Raw genomic sequence first — 17,223 nt, 5'->3', positions numbered from 1 at the left:
TTCCCCCACAAAGCGACCAGGCGCTCTCGACAGATGAATGTGAGAGGCGTCACCCTGTCACTCATCCACGCGGGGAGGCATGGATGGGCAGGAGCCGCAGAACAATTCCGGAGGAGCTTCTGCTGCTCGCTTTGGACCCGACCACGGGTACCACGGCGCAGCCGCAGTCGCTCGACCTCGGCCTGGCCGGGGCACAGCTAGTAGAGCTGGCTCTGGCAGGACGGATAGCCCCTGACGGGGATCGTATCGCCGTGGTGATGCCACGGCCGACAGGAGATCCGACTCTGGACTCCGCACTGGAACTGCTGCGCAGGCGCGGCAGCCCGGTACGGGCCGTCCACTGGATCGGCGGACCCCGGTTGGGGCTCCGCCAGATTTACCTCGCTCATCTGGAGCGTTGCGGCATGGTGCATGCCGTCGCGGGACAGATGTGCGGAGTGCTGCCGACGACTCGCTACCAGGCGACCGACACGGCGATCAGCCGGGAGATCCGCGCCCGGCTCGACAGTGCGATCCGCACCGGTGTACCGCCGGACCCGCGGACCGCGGCGCTCGCCGCACTGGCCCACGCGGTCGGACTCGGCAAGCACCTGTACCCCGGCAACGAGGGGCGGTCGTCCAGGTCCCGGCTGCGGGACCTGATCCGGCACGACCCGATGGGCGGACTCGTGGCGCATGCCGTCATGGACGTCCAGAACGGCGCGGCTGCGCAGCCGCGCCGTGACCGCGCACCGGCGCCGCCGCCGCCCGCCCGGGCCACGGCGAACGGCGTTCCGCTGCAGGCACGCCGGACGGGCGCGATGGCCCGCGCGGCCGCGCACTGATCCACGGCTTCACCGGTTCACGGCTTCACCGATTCACGGATTCACGGCACCACGGATTCACCGCTCCACCGAACCGCCATCGCCGCAACCGGCGTCCCCGATGACCCGGTTCGGGAGCCGCCAGCGCGCGGGATGGCGAGGCCGGTCCGCCGGCCCCGCCGTCCCGCGCGTCTGCGTTTCCGGGCCGTTCTCCGGCGCCGCCCCGCCCTTCGGTGGCAGTCTGCTCACCATCAGACACGCAGAGAGACAGAACCAGAAGAAGGCGGAGGTGCCGTTCAAGTGGCGTCCAATGTCAATCCCACCGTCCGACGCCGCCGACTGGGCATGGAGTTGCGCAAGCTCCGCGAAGACAAGGGCATGACGGCCGAGCAGGTCGCCGAGCGCCTGCTCGTCTCCCAGTCGAAGATCAGCAGGCTGGAGAACGGCCGCCGTTCCATCAGCCAGCGCGACGTCCGCGACCTGTGCGACGTGTACGAGGTCGAGGACCGCCGGCTCGTCGACTCCCTCATGCAGATGGCCAAGGATTCCCGCCAGCAGGGCTGGTGGCACGCCTTCGGCGACATCCCGTACAGCGTCTACATCGGCCTCGAGACCGATGCCGCGAGCCTGCGCACCTACGAACCCCAGATGGTGCCCGGCCTGCTCCAGACCCCGGAGTACGCCCAGGCCCTCATCCGCGGCGCGCTGCCCGAGACGGCCCCGGTCGACGTGGAGAAGCGCGTCCAGGTGCGGATGCACCGGCAGAAACGGCTCTCCGAGACGGACAACAACAACCCGGAGGTCGGGCCGCTGCGGCTGTGGGCGGTCATCGACGAGGCCGCGCTGCGGCGGCACGTGGGCGACCCCCAGCTGATGATCAGACAGCTCGAGTACTTGATAGAGCAGTCCGAGCAGCCGTACATCACGGTGCAGGTGATGCCGTTCTCGATGGGCGCCCATCCGGGCGTGAACGGCCAGTACGCCATCCTGGAATTCCCGGATGCCGCCGATTCGACGGTCGTCTACATCGAGGGCGTGACGAGCGATTTGTACCTGGAGAAGGCCAACGACGTTCAGAAGTACAGCGTGATGTACGAGCACCTGCGCGCACAGGCGCTCAATGTGGAACAGACACGTCAGTTCATCGCCGAGATCATCGGCGAGTATGCGGGCAAGGGGAAGTAAAACCGGAGGCAGCGGACACCGCGTGGGCGGGCAGGTGGCGAGGGGGCCGGTACGGTACACCGTCGCTCCCCGGCCACAGAAGTCCTGAATGGAATATGCCACTCGGTCGGGTGAATGACCCCTTCAGCCGTCGGAAGGTGCCGGTAGCGTCGATCACGTCGGCCAGGGAAACCGAAATGACCGACACATCACTGGCACAACTCGCTGAACCGGAGAGAAACATGGCTATTCGTCAGGGCGCCACGGACAACTGGACCAAGTCCTCCTACTCCGGCGGAAACGGCGCTTGCGTCGAGGTCAAGTCCCCCGTCATGGAGGCCATCGCGGTGCGCGACTCGAAGGTGCAGGACGGTCCGTCCCTCACCTTCGCGCCGGGTTCCTGGACCTCGTTCGTGGCCGAGGTCACCGAGGGCCGGCTGGGGCGCCTCGCCTGAACGTCGCGGCGTACGACCCCACCGATCCTCTCTCTGCACCACGCGCAACAACTGCGTTACAGGAACCGCCTGCATCACCTGCACCACTGACTGGAGCCCTCTCGACTGGCCCGCCGTCCCGGCCGAGGGGGCTCGGCCATGTCCGGGCCCGGATCCGGGGCCACTTACGGTTCAGCGCCCGGCTCCGGCCCCGGCTCGTCTCCGGCTAGCGGAGTTCGTTCACGTACCGGTCCGTCCCCGGCACCGTCGGGATGAACGGCGCCACCAGCTCCACCCGCCCCAGCCCGGCCTCGGCGACCTCGGTGTCCAGCCCCCGGAACCGGTCCCAGCAGGTGCGCGGATCGGCCTCCAGGAACCACAGCAGCGTCAGCCGGGTGTCGACCCCCTCGACCTGCTTGACGTACGTCATCCGGTCGCCGGGCAGTGGCGTCGGCCGGAAGACCGTCACCATCGCGGCCGGCGAGCCGTGCAGCCGCTTCGGCAGGGCGCGCGAGCGCAGCCACTCCAGCAGCTCCGCCCGCTGTTCGGGCCCGTCGGCGTCGACGACCTGGACGACGAGGCCGGCGTACGGGTGGTCGAGGGCGTGGAAGTCCCGCGGGCCGGCGGCACCGTCGCGGTAGACGGTGGCCTCGTGGTCCTGGAAGGACGTGAAGACGTGGGTGCGGTCCTGGTAGACGCGGCCGTCCCGGTTCAGCCGCTTGTTGATGCCGACGGTCCACTTCATGTGCTCGTCGTAGCGCCCCTCGGTGACCCAGTACGTGGAGATGTAGCACCCGGCGGTGACGGGCTGGGCGACGGCCGACTTCTCCGGATAGCGCAGTTCCTGGAGTTCACGGGTGGCGACCCAGCGGCGGCCCGCGTACATCCAGGGCATGGCCATGGCGCCGGCGTAGTAGTGGTCGTCCTCGTACCAGCGGTTGTACGCATACTCGTGGCCCGGGTGCGGCTCCACCATGGTGATCAGCGCATGGCCGGGCCGGACGCCGTACGGGCCCACGGCCGCCAGTTCGGCGTATGTGTCGGGGTGGGTGTCCTGGCTCTTTCGGTTTTCCGTCGTCATGGGGAACGGTCTAGCTGATGTCGCGTCAGATGGGGAGGGGTGCGTCGCACACGCCCCTTCCCTCCGGCGGCCGCACCCTCTAGCCTGACGGGTCGTCAGATACACCCTTCGCCGGGAGGCACGCGCATGCTGCTGCAAGGGAAGACCGTCATCGTCTCCGGCGTCGGGGCCGGGCTGGGGCATCAGGTGGCTGCGGCTGTCGTGCGGGACGGGGGGAATGCGGTGCTCGGGGCGCGGACCGAGGCCAATCTCGCCAAGTCCGCCGCCGAGATCGACCCCGACGGGCTCCACACGGCATACCTGCCGACGGACATCACGGACGAGGGACAGTGCGCGGCCCTCGCCGAGCTGGCGCGGTCACGGTTCGGCGGGATCGATGCCGTGGTGCACGTCGCCGCCTGGGATTCGTATTTCGGCGGGCTCGAGGACGCCGATTTCGGGACGTGGTCGCAGATCATCGACGTCAACCTGCTCGGCACGCTGCGGATGACCCGGGCCTGCCTGGACGGGCTCAAGGTGGCGGGCGGGTCCGTGGTCATCGTGGGCACGCAGTCCGCCGTGGCTGCGCCCAACGAGGTGCAGCAGGCCGCGTATGCCGCCTCCAAGGGGGCGCTGACCTCGGCCATGTACTCCATGGCCCGCGAGCTCGGCCCGCACCGGATCAGGGTCAACACCGTGCTGCCCGGGTGGATGTGGGGGCCGCCCGTGCAGGCCTTCGTGACCTTCAGCGCGCACACCGAGGGCGTCCCCGAAGCCGAGGTGCACGCCCGGCTGACCGAGCGGATGGCGCTGCCCGACCTCGCCACGGACGGGGACGTCGCCGACGCGGCCGTGTTCCTCGCCTCCGACCGGGCGCGGGCGATTACCGGCCAGTCCCTGCTGGTCAACGCCGGTGAGCTGATGCGATGAGCCACCTCGCGGCCGGGGCGTCGGATCGTATGCTCACCGCATGACGACTCCGACCGAAAACGCGATGCGCCGCGCGCTCAAGCGAGCCCGCGACGGTGTCGCGCTCGACGCGACCGAGGCGGCCGTACTCCTCCAGGCGCGCGGCGCGGACCTGGAGGACCTCGCCGCCTCCGCCGCCCGGGTCCGCGACGCCGGCCTCGCGGCCGCCGGGCGGCCCGGCGTCATCACGTACTCGAAGAGCGTGTTCATCCCACTGACCCGCCTGTGCCGCGACAAGTGCCACTACTGCACGTTCGCCACCGTCCCCGGCAAGCTCCGCCGGGCCGGCCACGGGATGTACATGTCCCCGGACGAGGTGCTCGACATCGCCCGCCGGGGTGCCGCGCTGGGCTGCAAGGAAGCGCTCATCACGCTCGGGGACAAGCCCGAGGACCGCTGGCCCGAGGCGCGCGAGTGGCTCGAGGCACAGGGCTACAGCGACACCGTCTCGTACGTCCGGGCCATTTCGATCCTGATCCTGGAAGAGACGGGGCTCCTGCCCCATCTGAATCCGGGCGTGATGTCGTGGGCCGACTTCCAGCGGCTCAAGCCGGTCGCGCCCTCGATGGGCATGATGCTGGAGACCACGGCCACGCGCCTGTGGTCCGAGCCCGGCGGGCCGCACTTCGGCTCCCCCGACAAGGAGCCGGCCGTACGGCTGCGGGTGCTGGAGGACGCCGGGCGGTCCTCCGTGCCCTTCACCTCCGGGCTGCTCATCGGGATCGGCGAGACCTACGAGGAGCGCGCCGAGTCGCTGTTCGCGCTGCGCCGGGTCTCGCGCTCGTACCACGGCGTGCAGGAGCTGATCATCCAGAACTTCCGCGCCAAGCCGGACACGGCGATGCGCGGCATGCCCGACGCCGAGCTGGACGACCTCGTCGCCACGGTCGCCGTGGCCCGGCACATCATGGGCCCCTCCGGCTGCCTGCAGGCCCCGCCCAACCTGGTCGACGGGGAGTACGCGCGGCTGATCGGCGCCGGCATCGACGACTGGGGCGGCGTCTCGCCGCTGACGCCCGACCACGTGAACCCCGAGCGCCCCTGGCCGCAGATCGACGTGCTGGCCGAGCAGTCCGCGGCGGCCGGCTTCGCGCTGCGCGAGCGGCTCTGCGTGTACCCGGAGTTCGTGCAGCGCGGCGAGCCGTGGCTGGACCCGCGGCTGCTGCCGCACGTACGGGCACTGGCCGATCCGCAGACGGGGCTGGCGAACCCGGACGCCGAGGTCGTCGGCCGTCCCTGGCAGGAGCCGGAGGAGGGGTTCGGCTCGTACGGGCGCACCGATCTGCACGCCAGCATCGACACCGAGGGCCGGACCTCGGACCGGCGCGAGGACTTCGACCACGTCTACGGGGACTGGGAGGCGCTGCGCGAGGCGGCCGCCCCCGGTATGGTCCCCGAGCGCATCGACACCGACGTACGGGCGGCGCTCGCGCAGGCCGCCGACGATCCGACGAAGCTGACCGACGCCCAGGCGCTGGCGCTGCTGCACGCGGACGGCCCGGCGCTGGACGCGCTGTGCCGGATCGCGGACGACCTGCGCAAGTCGGTGGTGGGCGACGACGTCACGTACATCGTCACGCGGAACATCAACTTCACGAACGTCTGCTACACCGGCTGCCGCTTCTGCGCCTTCGCGCAGCGCCGTACGGACGCCGACGCGTACACGCTGTCGCTGGACCAGGTCGCCGACCGGGCCGCCCAGGCCTGGGACGTGGGCGCGGTCGAGGTGTGCATGCAGGGCGGCATCCATCCGGACCTGCCCGGGACGGCGTACTTCGACATCGCGCGCGCGGTGAAGGAGCGGGTGCCGGGGATGCACGTGCACGCGTTCTCGCCGATGGAGGTCGTCAACGGCGCGACGCGGACGGGAATGTCCGTACGGGAGTGGCTGACGGCCGCCAAGGAGGCCGGGCTGGACTCCATCCCGGGCACGGCGGCGGAGATCCTTGACGACGAGGTCCGCTGGGTGCTGACCAAGGGCAAGCTGCCGACGGCGGACTGGATCGACGTCATCACGACGGCGCACGAGCTGGGGATCCGGTCCTCGTCGACCATGATGTACGGGCACGTGGACCAGCCGCGGCACTGGCTGGGGCACTTCCGCACGCTGGCCCGCATCCAGCAGCAGACGGGCGGCTTCACGGAGTTCGTGACGCTGCCGTTCATCCACACCAACGCGCCCGTGTACCTGGCGGGCATCGCCCGGCCCGGCCCGACGGTCCGCGACAACCGTGCGGTGACGGCGATGGCACGGATCCTGCTGCACCCGCACATCACCAACATCCAGACGAGCTGGGTGAAGCTGGGGGCCGAAGGCGCGGCCGAGATGCTGCGGTCGGGGGCCAACGACCTCGGCGGCACGCTGATGGAGGAGACCATCTCCCGGATGGCGGGATCGAGTTACGGCTCGTACAAGTCGGTACGCGACCTGATCGCCGTCGCGGAGGCCGCCGGGCGGCCCGCGAAGGCCCGTACGACGCTGTACGGGGAGGTGTCGCAGGAGCGGCAGCAGGCGGCGCGCGCCTCGGACGGGCACCTGCCGGAGCTGCTGCCCGTACTGGACTAGCAGGCGTACGGGAACGGCCCGGCCGGGAGCGACTGCGGCCGGGCCCTCGTCGTGGCCGGATCAGCCGACGAGGAGGTCCTTCCTGAGCTGCTTCAGCTCGCGGGCGTCGATGCCGAGCCCGTCCTTCAGGTAGCGGTCGAAGGTGCCGTACTTCGCCTTGACCTCGTCGTAGCCGGAGTTCAGGTACTCGGGGCGCACGTCGAGCATCGGCTTGTAGACGGCGGCCTGCGGGGCCGGCAGGTGCGACAGGATCGCGTCGTTGGCGGCCTTGCGATAGTCGTTGCTGGCCAGGTAGTCGGCCATGACGGTGTCGCTCGGCACGCCGAGGGCGGTCAGCAGGGTGGCGTTCGCCCAGCCGGTGCGGTCCTTGCCGGCGGTGCAGTGGAAGAGGACCGCGCGGTCGCGGTCGCGCTCCAGACCTTCGAAGACCTGGTGGTAGGCCTTCTTGCCGCCCTCGCCGCCGACCATCGCCTTCTCCGCGTCGACCATGACCCTGACGGCCTCGTCCGGGGACTTCGGCAGCGTCTGGAAGGAGCCGGAGCCGGCGAAGACGTCGGCGACGGTGTACGTGGCGCCGGCCGGGACCTTGTCGGGGTCCGTGGTGCGCTCGGTCTCCATGCGGAGGTCGAAGACGGTCTTCACGCGCAGGCGCTGGAGCTTGGCCAGGTCGGCCGCGGTCAGCTTGTTGAGGGCGTCGGAGCGGTAGACCTCGCCCATCTTGACCCACTGGCCGGTGGTGGTCCGGTAGCCGCCCGCGTCGCGGAAGTTGACCGCCCCCTCCAGCTTGATCAGGCGGTCGGCGAGGCGCAGGCCCTCGCCGCGGTCGGGCTGGAAGTCGAACCACTGGCGGTCGGCGGCGGGCAGCCCCGACACCACGGCGGCGCCCTCGGCGCCGCCCTTGGCGACGACCTTGCCGTTCGCCTTGATCTCGACCCGCTTGGCGCCCTGGGCCTTCCACTTCAGAGTGAACGCACCGTCGGCGCCGGCGGTGACGGTGGCCTCGGTGAAGGGTATGGCGGTCCGGCTGTGGTGGTGGCCGGTCCAGGGGAGGTCCCAGCCGGTGGAGGCCGAAGCGGCGGTGGCGGCGGGGGCTGCGACCAGGGAAGCGGTGAGCGCGGAGGCGACGACGGTCGCGGCGAGGAATGCCTTCTTCATGCCCTCGAGGCTGTTGGCCGCCGAAGAACTCTGCATGAACGAGACATGGCCGAAACCGACCGGCTCCAAGGCGAGTGGCAAAACGTGCCACTTATCGATCAAGGTGCACTACCTGCACTTCTGTCGACCCTTTCGGACCGGATGTGAACGAGTTGTCTGCAGGTCCCTGCACGCATTCCGGCCTTTCTGCGCACCCGTACGGGCCGCTGGACCGCCTCCCTCCGGATCCGATCGGACGTGTCCATTACAGTGCGCGCCAGAGCATGCCGGGGCGGTGCAGGGGGATCGCGATGGACCACACGACGACCGAGAAGCCGGCCGAAGAGCCGGCGGCACCGGCCGGGCCCGGCACCGGGGCACGGCCCGGCGCGACGCTCGGCGGGCGCTCCGGCGCGACGCTCGGCGGGCGCTCCGGCGCGGCGGTCGGGCTCTGGGGCCGCGTCGAGCAGCAGGACTTCCGCAGCCGCGTCCGCGGCACCCTCCTCGGCTCCGCACTCGGCGACGCCTTCGGCGCCCCCCTGGCCGACCTCCCCCTCGACGCCGTACGCGAGGCGCACGGCCCCCAGGGCCTGATCGAGCCCGCCCCCGCGTACGGGCGCCGCGGTACGGTCACCGCCGCCACGCAGCTCACCCTGTTCACCGTCGACGGGCTGATCCGCGCCCACGTACGCCGGGACACCGGCGCCTGGCACCCGCCCACCGACATCCACCGCGCCCATCTGCGCTGGGCCGCCACCCAGCACGACTGGGGCCCCGACGAGCGCCGCAAGGACAACGGCTGGCTCGCCCGGCAGGAGTGGCTGTACGCCCGCCGCGGCCCCGCACGAGCCTGTATGACCGGCTTCGCCGACGACGTCCTCGGCACCCTCGACCAGCCGAAGAACCCCACCGCCCGCGACGCGGCCGCCGCCACCCGGTCGGCCCCCTTCGGCCTGCTGGTCGGCTGGGATCCCGCCCTGGTCCTCCAACTCGCCACCGAGTGCGCCGCGCAGAGCCACGGCCACCCCGCCGCGTACCTCTCCGCCGGGGCCTTCGCCGTCATCGTCCACGGCCTCACCCGCGGCGACTCCCTCGACGCGGCCCTCCAGCGCACCCTCGGCCTGCTCGGCGCCCGCCCGGGCCACCAGAACGTCACCGACGCCCTCCAGCGCGCCGTCGCGGCGGTCCCGCAGGGGCCGCCCACACCGCAGGCCGTCGCGACCGTCGCCGCGGGCGAGGGCCACGGCGGTGGCGGTGGCGGGGGCGGGGGCGGGGGCGCCGAGGACGCCCTCGCCGTCGCCGTCTACTGCGCGCTGGTCGCCGAGGACGTCCCGCACGGCCTGCGCCTCGCCGTCAACCACGACGGCGACTCCACCGCCGCCGGCGCCCTCTGCGGCGCACTGCTCGGCGCCCTCCACGGCGAGACCGCCCTCCCGGGCGCCTGGCTCGCGGACCTCGAAGGCCGCGCCACCGTGCTGGAAATCGCCGACGACTTCGCCCTCGAGATGACCCAGGGCCCCACCCTGCACGGACCGGCGGTCCCCGCCTCCGGCTGGCCGGCCCGCTATCCCGTCGGCTGACGCCCCCTCAACAATCCGACCCGCAGGCCGTAGCGTGACCTTCGCCGGTCCCGGGCGCCACGGACCACCCGTACGCCGGGGGAACCCGCAGACCCGGACAGCCCGAAGAGCCACGGAGGTGCCCTCAGCCATGCGGATCGCCACGACCGTCTTCCTGACCGACCACACCGTCTCCCCCGTCCGCCTCGCCCGCTCCCTCGAGGAGCGCGGGTTCGCCGGGCTCTACCTCCCCGAGCACACCCACATCCCGGTCAGCCGCGACACCTCCGCGCCCATGGGCGGCGAGCTCCCCGAGATGTACGGGCGCACCCTCGACCCCTTCGTCGCCCTGGCCCAGGCCGCCGCCGTGACCGAGCGCATCACCCTCGGCACCGGCATCACCCTGGTCGCCCAGCACGACCCGATCGACCTCGCGAAGCGGATCGCCACCCTGGACCACCTCTCCGGCGGCCGCTTCACCCTCGGGGTCGGCTACGGCTGGAACGTCGAGGAAGCCGCCGACCACGGCGTCGAGTGGCGCACCCGCCGCGAACTGGTCCGGGACCGGATGGCCCTGATGCGCGCCCTGTGGGCCCCGGAACCCACCGCGTACGTCGGCGAGTTCTCCTCCGTCCAGGCCAGCGCCGCCCACCCCAAGCCGGTCCAGCCCCCGCGCGAGCTCGGCCCCGGCCACCCCCTGCACGGCCCCCGCACCCTGATCGGCGGCGCGGCCGGCCCGAAGCTCTTCGCCGCCGTCGCCGACCACGCCGACGGCTGGCTCCCCATCGGCGGCGGCGGGCTCTCCGAGTCCCTGCCGGTGCTGCGCCAGGTGTGGGAAACCGCGGGCCGCGACCCGAAGAGCCTCCAGGTGGTCCCGTACGCGGTCCACCCGAACCCGGGCAAGCTCGCCCACTACGCGGACCTGGGCATCGAGGAGGTCGTCCTCCAGCTCCCGTCGGCGCAGGAGGCCGAGATCCTCCGGGTCCTGGACGACTTCGCGCAGTACCTCTAATTCGTTCGACGCAGCCGCGCAGCCGGCCCGACGATGGCCCCCGAAAGGGGGCTGATCCACATGCCGGGCCAGCGCAAGCGCAGACGCAGCAGGGAGCGGGCCAGCCGCCGGGCGCAGGACCTACCCGGCCGCTGGGAACCGCTGTTCTCGACGCAGGAGCACGCGGAGCTGAAGGAGTACGTCCGCCGCCTCATCGCCGAGGGCAAGGTCACCGACCCCGAGCTCCTGCGGATCGACCAGTTCTGCGGCCGCCTCGTCCACCCGACGTCCTACCGGGTGAGCCTCTTCGTCCCGGACGGATCCGCCTGACCGTGCGGCGCGGCGCGGTCAGTCCGCGATGCGCCGCACGGGCTGCCCGGTGACGCGGGCGATGATCTCGAAGTCCCGGTCCTGGTGGAGGACGGTCAGCTTGTGATGCTGCGCGGTGACGGCGACGAGCAGGTCGACCGGACTCGCGCACTGGTGGCAGCCCTCGTCGGCCATCCTCTCCTGTAGCGCCGAGGTCTCCTCCCACACGGAGTCGCGGGCCACGAAGTACGGAAAGGTCTCCCGAAGCAGGCCATCGGCCTCGTAGTAGGCCGGACGACCGCCGACGGCACGCAGGAACTCCTGGCGAACCGGTTCGCACAGCCCCACGACTCCGGAGGTGACCACCTCGTCCCATGCGGGAGCGGCCTGCCTGCGGTAGAAGCGGATGAGTGCGCTCGTGTCGATCAGGAAGCTCTCGCTCACGCGGCCGATCGCCTTCCCGGCCCGTGCATGCCCCCGCCATCGCCGCCCTCGATCGTGGAGAAGTCGATCTCGCCGTCGTCGACCATCTGCCGCATCCGGTCCACCGCAGCCGCTCTGCGACGTCGATCGGCGATCTCCCGCAGGGCAGCGTTCACGGTGTCCCGCTTGGTCGTGGTGCCGAGGTGCCGGGCGGCTTCCGCCAGGGCTTCGTCGTCCAGGTCGATCACCGTTCGGGACATCACGGCCTCCAGATTACGCTTATATACGATTCCCAAAAAAGATATCACCGTCGGCCGAGCTCGGCCCAGACCGTCTTCCCGATCACGCGGTCCGCGACCCCCCAGTCGACGGCGACGGCATCGACGATCTGCAGGCCGTAGCCGCCCTCCGCCTGGTACGCGTGCGGCTGCAGGACGGGCCGCCGCTCCCGGCGGGCGTCGGACACCTCGATCCGGAGTACGCCCTCGAGGAGCGTCAGCCTGAGCTCGAAGTCCCGCCCGGCGGCGCGGCCGTGGGTCACGGCGTTGGCGGTGAACTCGGCGACGATCCGCTCCGCGTCCTCGGACAGCGGGGTGCGGTGCGGGATCCCCCAGTCGTGCAGCTCGACCATGGCGAGGCACCGCGCGAGGCGGGCGCCGCGCCGGGTGCTGCTGAAACGCTGCGTGAACACGCGTACGAGGGTCTGGGTGGGGCCAGAGGGTGCGGTCATGGGGCCAACGTCCCGCATGAACCGGGGAGTTCCCCAGCCACCGGACCGCTACTTTTCATCTGTACGAGTTCACGCTCTGGACAGTAGCGGTCACTGCCCGTGAACCTGGCATCCGGGAGGTGACCGCGATGGCGAGCCAGGACGACAGCGGTGACAGCGAGGCAGGACCTGACGGCGACCTGCGGAACTTCGGCGAAACCGTGAAGGCCTTCCGCAAACGGGCCGAACTCACGCAGGAGCAACTGGCAGAACGGGTCGGGTACTCGGTCCAGTACGTCGGCTCGGTCGAACAGGGCCGCCGGCACCCGTCCGTGAAGTTCGTGAACCGGTCGGAGGAGGTCCTGGACGCGTTCGGCGTCATCCGCATCGCCGCGAGGGAGCTGCAGCGGCGGCGGGGGCTGGCGTCTTGGTTCAGGCCTTGGGCGGAGCACGAAGAGGAGGCCATCGCGCTCAGCACGTACGAATGCCGTTCAGTCCCAGGGCTGTTACAGACGGAGACCTACGCGCGCGCACTGGTCAGTGCGGTGCTGCCGCCGCCCACAGCCGAGGAGGCCGAAGCCCGGATCGTGGCCCGCCTGAACCGACAGAAACTCCTGTACCGCACCCCGTACACGGTCTTCAGCTTCATCCTCGACGAAGCGGTCATCGAGAGGCAGACCGGCGGTCCCGCCGTAACCCGCCAGCTGATCGACCACCTCCTGGAGTGCGCGGAGCTACCCAATGTCGACCTGCAGGTCATGCCGAAGGTAAGCCCACAGCACGCAGGTCTCGGTGGCCCCTTCCGCCTCCTCGAAACCGGGGAGCACGAATGGGTGGGCTACAGCGAAGGGCAGCAGTCGGGCCGAGTCATCTATGACCCGAAAGACGTCAGTGTTCTCCACCAGCGGTATGCCAAACTTCGCATCCAGGCCCTCAACCCTGCTGACAGCGTGGGCCTGTTGATGCGAATGCGAGGATCCCTGTGAACAGCTCCCAGTTGCGGTGGTTCAAGAGCAGCTACAGCGGAAGCCAGGGCGACGACTGCGTGGAGGTCGCCCTCTCCTGGCACAAGTCGACGTACAGCAGTGGTGACGGAGACGACTGCGTCGAGGTGGCCTCGTGCGCCGACGCCGTCCACATCCGGGACTCGAAGCTCACGGCGAGCCCGGAGCTGGCCGTGCACCCGACGACCTGGACGGCTTTCCTCGGCGGGATCACCGGAGCCTGAGCTTCGGCTCGACGGCGTCGGAAGAGGCGCTGGGGGCTGCCCGTCAGTCTCACTGTCCTTCCGTGGCGTGCCGGTCCCTCAAGGGCGCTCCTACGTCGCGTCGCTACGCGATGGCCTTCGGCCACCCTTGACCGACCGGCACGCCACGGAATGCCAAAGACTGTCGGGAAGCCCCCGAAGGAACGGCATGGGGGACAGATAGGCACACGGGTCCATCAGAGATGCCCGACCTTGGCCCCCGGTCAGCCACAGCCCGCCCACCAGGACCACCGAGCCGGGACGGCGATGGGCATGCGGGGACAGCCATGCCTCCCCCAAGGGCCCATGCCCCCCCCTTCCGGACCCGGGCAGGGTCAACCCGCACCAGACAGCGAAGAGATGCCCATGCGGTGCCGGTCGGGCCGTGTGCGCATCGAATCGCTACGCGCTCCTGCCTGCGTGGCGTCCTCGCCCCGCCCCTGGCTGGACATAGACCGCCCATGACCGTCGGAGAGACGACCGGGCGCGCGACAGCGGGTTGTTTGTCCCTTTTTGGCGCCCAGTTGAGAGGTGAATGGGCGCTTGCCGGAGTGAGGGGTTGAGAAATCCGGCATCAGGCTCCCTCTCGCCCTCTCTTCACCCCAGATGGCCTGCAGACGCTCGAAAACCGCCCCTGGGAGGCGTCTGGGCGGCCTATGCCCAGCCCCAGACGGCGGCCGGACGCGAGAGATGAGAAGCGCGTAGCGATCTGACGCGTCCACGGGCCCAGACGGACTGCCATGGGTATCTGGTCGCTGTCTGGTGCAGGTTGACCCAGCTGGGGCACGGAAAGGGTGGCTATGGGCCCTTCAGGGGGCATGGCTGTCCCCGCGGGCCGATCACTGGCCCGGCTCGGTGGTCCTGGTGAGCGGACTCCGGGTGGACAGGGGGCCCTGCTCGGCATCTCTGATCTGGGCAGGTAGGAACCCTGAACCCCCGGCCATCCTTCGGGGGCTTCCCGGCAGTCTGTTGTCTTTCCGGGGCGGGTCGGTCGGTCAAGGGTGGCCGAAGGCCATCGCGTAGCGACGCGACGTAGGAGCGCCCTTGACGGGCCGGCACGACACGGAAGGACAGTGGACTGCCGGGAAGCCCCCGGACACTCCACCGACACCGATCAGCTCGGACCCCGCCCCCGGCATCCCGACCGACCTCTCCGACCCGCCCCCGCCGCCCCAACTCCGCCTCCCCGCCCCGAGTCCGCGCCTCCCGCCCCCACCCCCACCCCCACCCCCGTACCCTCCCCCCATGATCACTTCAGGCACCCACGTCCGTATCGCCCGGCCCTCCCTCGACCTCGCCGCCGCCGAGCGGTTCTACGTCGACGGGCTCGGGCTCGGCGTCCTGTGGCGGAGCACCGACATCGCGCCCGGGGAGCACGAGCTGGTGATGGTCGGGCCCGTCGGCGGGGGCTGGCACTTCGAGCTCACCCGGGACCCCGAGAACCCCCTCACGCCCTCCCCCACCGTCGACGACCTGTTCGTCGTCTACCTCGGCGAAGCCCCCGACGAAGCCCTCGTCCAGCGGCTCGTCGAGCACGGCGGGACCCGGGTCACCGCGCACAACCCGTACTGGGACGAGTACGGGGTCACCGTCGCCGACCCCGACGGCTACCGCCTCGTGCTCTGCTCCCGCACCTGGGGCTGACCGGCCTGGGAGGCGGGCCAGAACTGAGCCAGCGCCGCCTCCTTGTACGGGGCCGGGGTGACGCTGAGTTCCCCCGCGAAGGGGCGGTCCAGCGCCATCACCAGCAGCAGGCTGAAGCCGATCAGCGCCGCCACCGCCGAGACGAACAGCAGCTGCATCTTCAGGCTGCGCAGGCCGAACAGGAACGTGAGCGGGAGGATCACCAGCGCGCCCCCGTACACCAGCACCTGCAGCAGCACCGGCAGGGACGTTTCCGCCATCGTGATGCGGGCCCGGCGCTGCGCGGCGACGTCGTTGAGGCGGTCGGCGGCCTGCCCGTAGAAGGTCTCGCTGCGGGTGCCGGTGGGCTCGTACGCCTGGAGCGCCTGGTACAGCCCGTGCGTCTGCTCGGAGGTGGCCTCGTAGCTGGGCTTGCCCTCGCGCATGAGCGGCCACTGGGTTTCGACGACGGCGTGCACGTAGTCGCCCACGGCCCGCTCCACGCGGGCGCGTTCGGCCGGCGGGAAGGCCTCGGCGCTGCGGACGACGAGGGCGAGGTCGGTGGCCTCGGTCGCGACGACGGTCTGGGTGTTCTCCAGCTGGGTCCAGAGCGTGACGACGACGAAGGCGAGGATGATGCCGTAGATCGCGCCGAACATGCCGAGGGCGACGCCGACCATCTCGTTGTGCTCGCCGCCGGCCAGGTGCGGGAAGCGACGGCGGGCGGCGAGGCTGCCGCCCACGGCGAGGGCGACGAACCCGCCGACGAGGAGGATGCCGAGGGTGAAGGTGCTGAAGGTGTTGAGCAACCAGAGGATCATGGCCTGCTCAACGATCAACTCCCCCTGAGGGCCCGCCCGCGAGCCCCGCCTCCTGGGCGTCGATGAGCTCGTCCCAGTGCTCGCGCGTCCAGTCGCACGCCGCGTCCAGCGGGCCCAGGAGGCCGCGGCCGAGCGGGGTGAGGGCGTACTCGACACGGCGCTCCGGCGGCGCCTGCTCCGTCCGTACGACGAACCCGTCGCGCTCCAGGGCGCGCAGCGACTGGGTGAGGGACTTGGACGTGACGCCGCGCAGCGGGACCTTGAGCTCCGAGAAGCGGCGGGGCCTGTCCTCGAGGCAACGCAGGATCATCGAGGCCCACTTGTCGCCGATCCGGAACGGGACCAGCGGGGACGGGCAGATGGGGTCGAACATCTCCGGGTCCAGCGACTCCCGTTCCGCGGCGGCGCCGGCGGGGCTGGACTGGGCGGTGCTGAGCCCGGCCGGGGACTTCGCTCCCGAGCCGGAGCCCGGCGGCGGCTACGCGTTCGGCCCGGCCGACGCCGCCGACCGGATCGCGCACGCCGACTTCGCCCGGGCGGTGCTGGACGAGGTCCGGACCCCGACGGTCCACCGCGCCCACACGGGGGTGGCGGCGGCATCACGGCCGATCAGGCCCGCCCGGTCGGCGCGGCCACCGACAGCCCGGACCCCTGGGTCGCCGAGCACATCCGCCGCTTCGAGGAGACCGGGGGGCAGCCGCGGCCCGGGATCTCGGACCTGCTGCTGACCACGCGGGGGCGGCGGTCCGGGCTGCTGCGGCGCACGGCGCTGGCCTACGTCCGGGACGGGGACGGGGACGGGGAGAAGGAGGCGGGCGGGGCCGCATACGTCCTGACGGCGTCGAACGCGGGCGCCGACCGGCACCCCGCGTGGTACCTGAACCTGGCGGCCGATCCCGCCGTCACGCTCCAGGTCGGGACCGAGACCTTCCCGGCGATCGCGCGCCGGGCCGCCCCGGCCGAGGCGGACCGCCTGTGGCCGGCGGTGGTGGCGGCGATGCCCTCGTACGCGGCCTACCGGGCGGCGGCCGACCGCGAGATCCCGCTGGTGCTGGTCACCCGTACCTAGGCGGGGTGGAGGGTCAGCGGATCGCCGGGGCCTTCGGGAGTCGCTGCAGGGCGGTGCCCGCGCCGGAGAGCGAGGTGTCGGTGGCCTTGGTGGCGGACCCGGCGGCGGAGGTGGTCACGGCCACCGCGGTCTTCGTGTCCTGTACGGCCTGGCCCGGGTGGTTGGCGATGTCGCCGACGCGGTGCGCGAGCGGGGCGGCCGCCCCGAGGGTGGGCCCGTCGGCGTGGGCGGCGACGGGGGTCAGGGCGAGGGCGCCACCGGAGAGGACCAGGGCGGCAAGGCTGCGCTTCATGGCGTTCATACCGTCCAGAACGACCCGCCCCTGCCCCCGGTCACCGGGCAC

21 protein-coding genes are annotated in these 17,223 nt (G+C 71.4%); 13 read left to right on the top strand and 8 right to left on the bottom strand.

Annotated features, from left to right (window positions below):
• Positions 1-83: 83 nt before the first annotated feature.
• From OG299_RS23060 to OG299_RS23050, 3 genes are all read left to right on the top strand, one after another.
• The gene (locus tag OG299_RS23060; protein ID WP_266628406.1) at positions 84-824 is read left to right on the top strand and encodes a GOLPH3/VPS74 family protein; all 741 of its coding nucleotides are present in this window, start codon (positions 84-86) and stop codon (positions 822-824) included.
• Between the two features lie 279 nt (positions 825-1,103).
• Positions 1,104-1,988: a helix-turn-helix domain-containing protein gene (locus OG299_RS23055; protein ID WP_266628404.1), complete on the top strand. Its 885-nt coding sequence runs from the start codon at positions 1,104-1,106 to the stop codon at positions 1,986-1,988.
• Between the two features lie 221 nt (positions 1,989-2,209).
• Positions 2,210-2,422 carry a DUF397 domain-containing protein gene (locus tag OG299_RS23050; protein WP_327362477.1) on the top strand — a complete coding sequence of 71 codons (213 nt, stop codon included), beginning with the start codon at positions 2,210-2,212 and terminating at the stop codon, positions 2,420-2,422.
• 205 nt (positions 2,423-2,627) lie between these two features.
• Here the strand turns inward: OG299_RS23050 and OG299_RS23045 are convergent, their stop codons facing one another.
• A complete protein-coding gene (locus OG299_RS23045; protein WP_327362476.1) occupies positions 2,628-3,482 on the bottom strand; it encodes a hypothetical protein in 855 nt (284 codons plus the stop codon).
• Positions 3,483-3,608: 126 nt separating this feature from the next.
• On the opposite strand from OG299_RS23045, the gene OG299_RS23040 reads away from it, so the two are divergent.
• Both OG299_RS23040 and OG299_RS23035 read left to right on the top strand, forming a co-directional pair.
• Positions 3,609-4,391, top strand: coding sequence for an SDR family oxidoreductase (locus OG299_RS23040; protein ID WP_327362475.1), 783 nt, complete (start codon positions 3,609-3,611; stop codon positions 4,389-4,391).
• Positions 4,392-4,431: 40 nt separating this feature from the next.
• Positions 4,432-6,996: a bifunctional FO biosynthesis protein CofGH gene (locus OG299_RS23035; protein WP_327362474.1), complete on the top strand. Its 2,565-nt coding sequence runs from the start codon at positions 4,432-4,434 to the stop codon at positions 6,994-6,996.
• Between the two features lie 60 nt (positions 6,997-7,056).
• Here the strand turns inward: OG299_RS23035 and OG299_RS23030 are convergent, their stop codons facing one another.
• The gene (locus OG299_RS23030) at positions 7,057-8,187 is read right to left on the bottom strand and encodes a tyrosine-protein phosphatase (protein ID WP_327362473.1); all 1,131 of its coding nucleotides are present in this window, start codon (positions 8,185-8,187) and stop codon (positions 7,057-7,059) included.
• A 254-nt stretch (positions 8,188-8,441) separates the two neighbouring features.
• On the opposite strand from OG299_RS23030, the gene OG299_RS23025 reads away from it, so the two are divergent.
• The 3 genes from OG299_RS23025 to OG299_RS23015 all read left to right on the top strand — a co-directional run bounded on the left by OG299_RS23025 (position 8,442) and on the right by OG299_RS23015 (position 11,010).
• On the top strand, positions 8,442-9,710 hold the full coding sequence (locus OG299_RS23025) for an ADP-ribosylglycohydrolase family protein (RefSeq protein WP_327362472.1): 1,269 nt from the start codon (positions 8,442-8,444) through the stop codon (positions 9,708-9,710).
• A gap of 130 nt (positions 9,711-9,840) precedes the next feature.
• Positions 9,841-10,701 (top strand): LLM class F420-dependent oxidoreductase, encoded by an 861-nt coding sequence (locus OG299_RS23020; RefSeq protein ID WP_266628392.1) that lies wholly within the window; start codon positions 9,841-9,843, stop codon positions 10,699-10,701.
• A 60-nt stretch (positions 10,702-10,761) separates the two neighbouring features.
• Positions 10,762-11,010, top strand: a complete 249-nt coding sequence (locus OG299_RS23015; protein ID WP_327362471.1) for a hypothetical protein — start codon at positions 10,762-10,764, stop codon at positions 11,008-11,010.
• An 18-nt stretch (positions 11,011-11,028) separates the two neighbouring features.
• Here OG299_RS23015 and OG299_RS23010 read toward each other — a convergent pair whose 3' ends face one another.
• Genes OG299_RS23010 through OG299_RS23000 form a run of 3 tightly spaced genes read right to left on the bottom strand, consistent with a single transcriptional unit; the run spans position 11,029 to position 12,142 of the window.
• Positions 11,029-11,433 (bottom strand): PIN domain nuclease, encoded by a 405-nt coding sequence (locus tag OG299_RS23010; RefSeq protein ID WP_266628389.1) that lies wholly within the window; start codon positions 11,431-11,433, stop codon positions 11,029-11,031.
• The gene (locus OG299_RS23005; protein ID WP_266628387.1) at positions 11,430-11,672 is read right to left on the bottom strand and encodes a type II toxin-antitoxin system VapB family antitoxin; all 243 of its coding nucleotides are present in this window, start codon (positions 11,670-11,672) and stop codon (positions 11,430-11,432) included. The genes OG299_RS23010 and OG299_RS23005 overlap by 4 nt, the downstream gene beginning before the upstream one ends.
• Positions 11,673-11,716: 44 nt before the next feature.
• Positions 11,717-12,142: an ATP-binding protein gene (locus OG299_RS23000; protein ID WP_327362470.1), complete on the bottom strand. Its 426-nt coding sequence runs from the start codon at positions 12,140-12,142 to the stop codon at positions 11,717-11,719.
• 128 nt (positions 12,143-12,270) lie between these two features.
• On the opposite strand from OG299_RS23000, the gene OG299_RS22995 reads away from it, so the two are divergent.
• The 3 genes from OG299_RS22995 to OG299_RS22985 all read left to right on the top strand — a co-directional run bounded on the left by OG299_RS22995 (position 12,271) and on the right by OG299_RS22985 (position 15,011).
• Positions 12,271-13,107, top strand: coding sequence for a helix-turn-helix domain-containing protein (locus OG299_RS22995; protein WP_327362469.1), 837 nt, complete (start codon positions 12,271-12,273; stop codon positions 13,105-13,107).
• Positions 13,104-13,349 carry a DUF397 domain-containing protein gene (locus OG299_RS22990; protein WP_327362468.1) on the top strand — a complete coding sequence of 82 codons (246 nt, stop codon included), beginning with the start codon at positions 13,104-13,106 and terminating at the stop codon, positions 13,347-13,349. Before OG299_RS22995 ends, OG299_RS22990 begins: the two co-directional genes overlap by 4 nt.
• 1,263 nt (positions 13,350-14,612) lie before the next feature.
• On the top strand, positions 14,613-15,011 hold the full coding sequence (locus tag OG299_RS22985; RefSeq protein ID WP_327362467.1) for a VOC family protein: 399 nt from the start codon (positions 14,613-14,615) through the stop codon (positions 15,009-15,011).
• On the opposite strand, the gene OG299_RS22980 is transcribed toward OG299_RS22985, so the two are convergent.
• Both OG299_RS22980 and OG299_RS22975 read right to left on the bottom strand, forming a co-directional pair.
• The gene (locus tag OG299_RS22980; RefSeq protein WP_327362466.1) at positions 14,975-15,811 is read right to left on the bottom strand and encodes a bestrophin-like domain; all 837 of its coding nucleotides are present in this window, start codon (positions 15,809-15,811) and stop codon (positions 14,975-14,977) included. The genes OG299_RS22985 and OG299_RS22980 overlap by 37 nt on opposite strands.
• A gap of 7 nt (positions 15,812-15,818) precedes the next feature.
• Positions 15,819-16,184, bottom strand: coding sequence for a winged helix-turn-helix transcriptional regulator (locus OG299_RS22975; protein WP_327362465.1), 366 nt, complete (start codon positions 16,182-16,184; stop codon positions 15,819-15,821).
• Here OG299_RS22975 and OG299_RS22970 point away from each other — a divergent pair.
• Positions 16,171-16,539 (top strand): Rossmann-fold NAD(P)-binding domain-containing protein, encoded by a 369-nt coding sequence (locus OG299_RS22970; protein WP_327362464.1) that lies wholly within the window; start codon positions 16,171-16,173, stop codon positions 16,537-16,539. The two genes, OG299_RS22975 and OG299_RS22970, sit on opposite strands and share 14 nt — an antisense overlap.
• Positions 16,479-16,880, top strand: coding sequence for a nitroreductase/quinone reductase family protein (locus tag OG299_RS22965; protein ID WP_327364578.1), 402 nt, complete (start codon positions 16,479-16,481; stop codon positions 16,878-16,880). The genes OG299_RS22970 and OG299_RS22965 overlap by 61 nt, the downstream gene beginning before the upstream one ends.
• 13 nt (positions 16,881-16,893) lie before the next feature.
• On the opposite strand, the gene OG299_RS22960 is transcribed toward OG299_RS22965, so the two are convergent.
• A complete protein-coding gene (locus OG299_RS22960) occupies positions 16,894-17,181 on the bottom strand; it encodes a hypothetical protein (protein WP_327362463.1) in 288 nt (95 codons plus the stop codon).
• Positions 17,182-17,223 lie beyond the last annotated feature (42 nt).

It is taken from the genome of Streptomyces sp. NBC_01296, from assembly GCF_035984415.1.
Taxonomy (GTDB): Bacteria; Actinomycetota; Actinomycetes; order Streptomycetales; family Streptomycetaceae; genus Streptomyces.
This window is presented reverse-complemented; position numbering and strand designations above follow the sequence as displayed.

Coding starts and splice junctions, on each gene's coding strand:
- OG299_RS23060 (WP_266628406.1), top strand. CDS start 84: ATGGGCAGGAGCCGCAGAACAATTCCGGAGGAGCTTCTGCTGCTCGCT.
- OG299_RS23050 (WP_327362477.1), top strand. CDS start 2,210: ATGGCTATTCGTCAGGGCGCCACGGACAACTGGACCAAGTCCTCCTAC.
- OG299_RS23045 (WP_327362476.1), bottom strand. CDS start 3,482: ATGACGACGGAAAACCGAAAGAGCCAGGACACCCACCCCGACACATAC.
- OG299_RS23040 (WP_327362475.1), top strand. CDS start 3,609: ATGCTGCTGCAAGGGAAGACCGTCATCGTCTCCGGCGTCGGGGCCGGG.
- OG299_RS23035 (WP_327362474.1), top strand. CDS start 4,432: ATGACGACTCCGACCGAAAACGCGATGCGCCGCGCGCTCAAGCGAGCC.
- OG299_RS23030 (WP_327362473.1), bottom strand. CDS start 8,187: ATGCAGAGTTCTTCGGCGGCCAACAGCCTCGAGGGCATGAAGAAGGCA.
- OG299_RS23025 (WP_327362472.1), top strand. CDS start 8,442: ATGGACCACACGACGACCGAGAAGCCGGCCGAAGAGCCGGCGGCACCG.
- OG299_RS23020 (WP_266628392.1), top strand. CDS start 9,841: ATGCGGATCGCCACGACCGTCTTCCTGACCGACCACACCGTCTCCCCC.
- OG299_RS23015 (WP_327362471.1), top strand. CDS start 10,762: ATGCCGGGCCAGCGCAAGCGCAGACGCAGCAGGGAGCGGGCCAGCCGC.
- OG299_RS23005 (WP_266628387.1), bottom strand. CDS start 11,672: ATGTCCCGAACGGTGATCGACCTGGACGACGAAGCCCTGGCGGAAGCC.
- OG299_RS23000 (WP_327362470.1), bottom strand. CDS start 12,142: ATGACCGCACCCTCTGGCCCCACCCAGACCCTCGTACGCGTGTTCACG.
- OG299_RS22995 (WP_327362469.1), top strand. CDS start 12,271: ATGGCGAGCCAGGACGACAGCGGTGACAGCGAGGCAGGACCTGACGGC.
- OG299_RS22985 (WP_327362467.1), top strand. CDS start 14,613: ATGATCACTTCAGGCACCCACGTCCGTATCGCCCGGCCCTCCCTCGAC.
- OG299_RS22980 (WP_327362466.1), bottom strand. CDS start 15,811: ATGATCCTCTGGTTGCTCAACACCTTCAGCACCTTCACCCTCGGCATC.
- OG299_RS22970 (WP_327362464.1), top strand. CDS start 16,171: ATGGGGTCGAACATCTCCGGGTCCAGCGACTCCCGTTCCGCGGCGGCG.
- OG299_RS22975 (WP_327362465.1), bottom strand. CDS start 16,184: ATGTTCGACCCCATCTGCCCGTCCCCGCTGGTCCCGTTCCGGATCGGC.
- OG299_RS22960 (WP_327362463.1), bottom strand. CDS start 17,181: ATGAACGCCATGAAGCGCAGCCTTGCCGCCCTGGTCCTCTCCGGTGGC.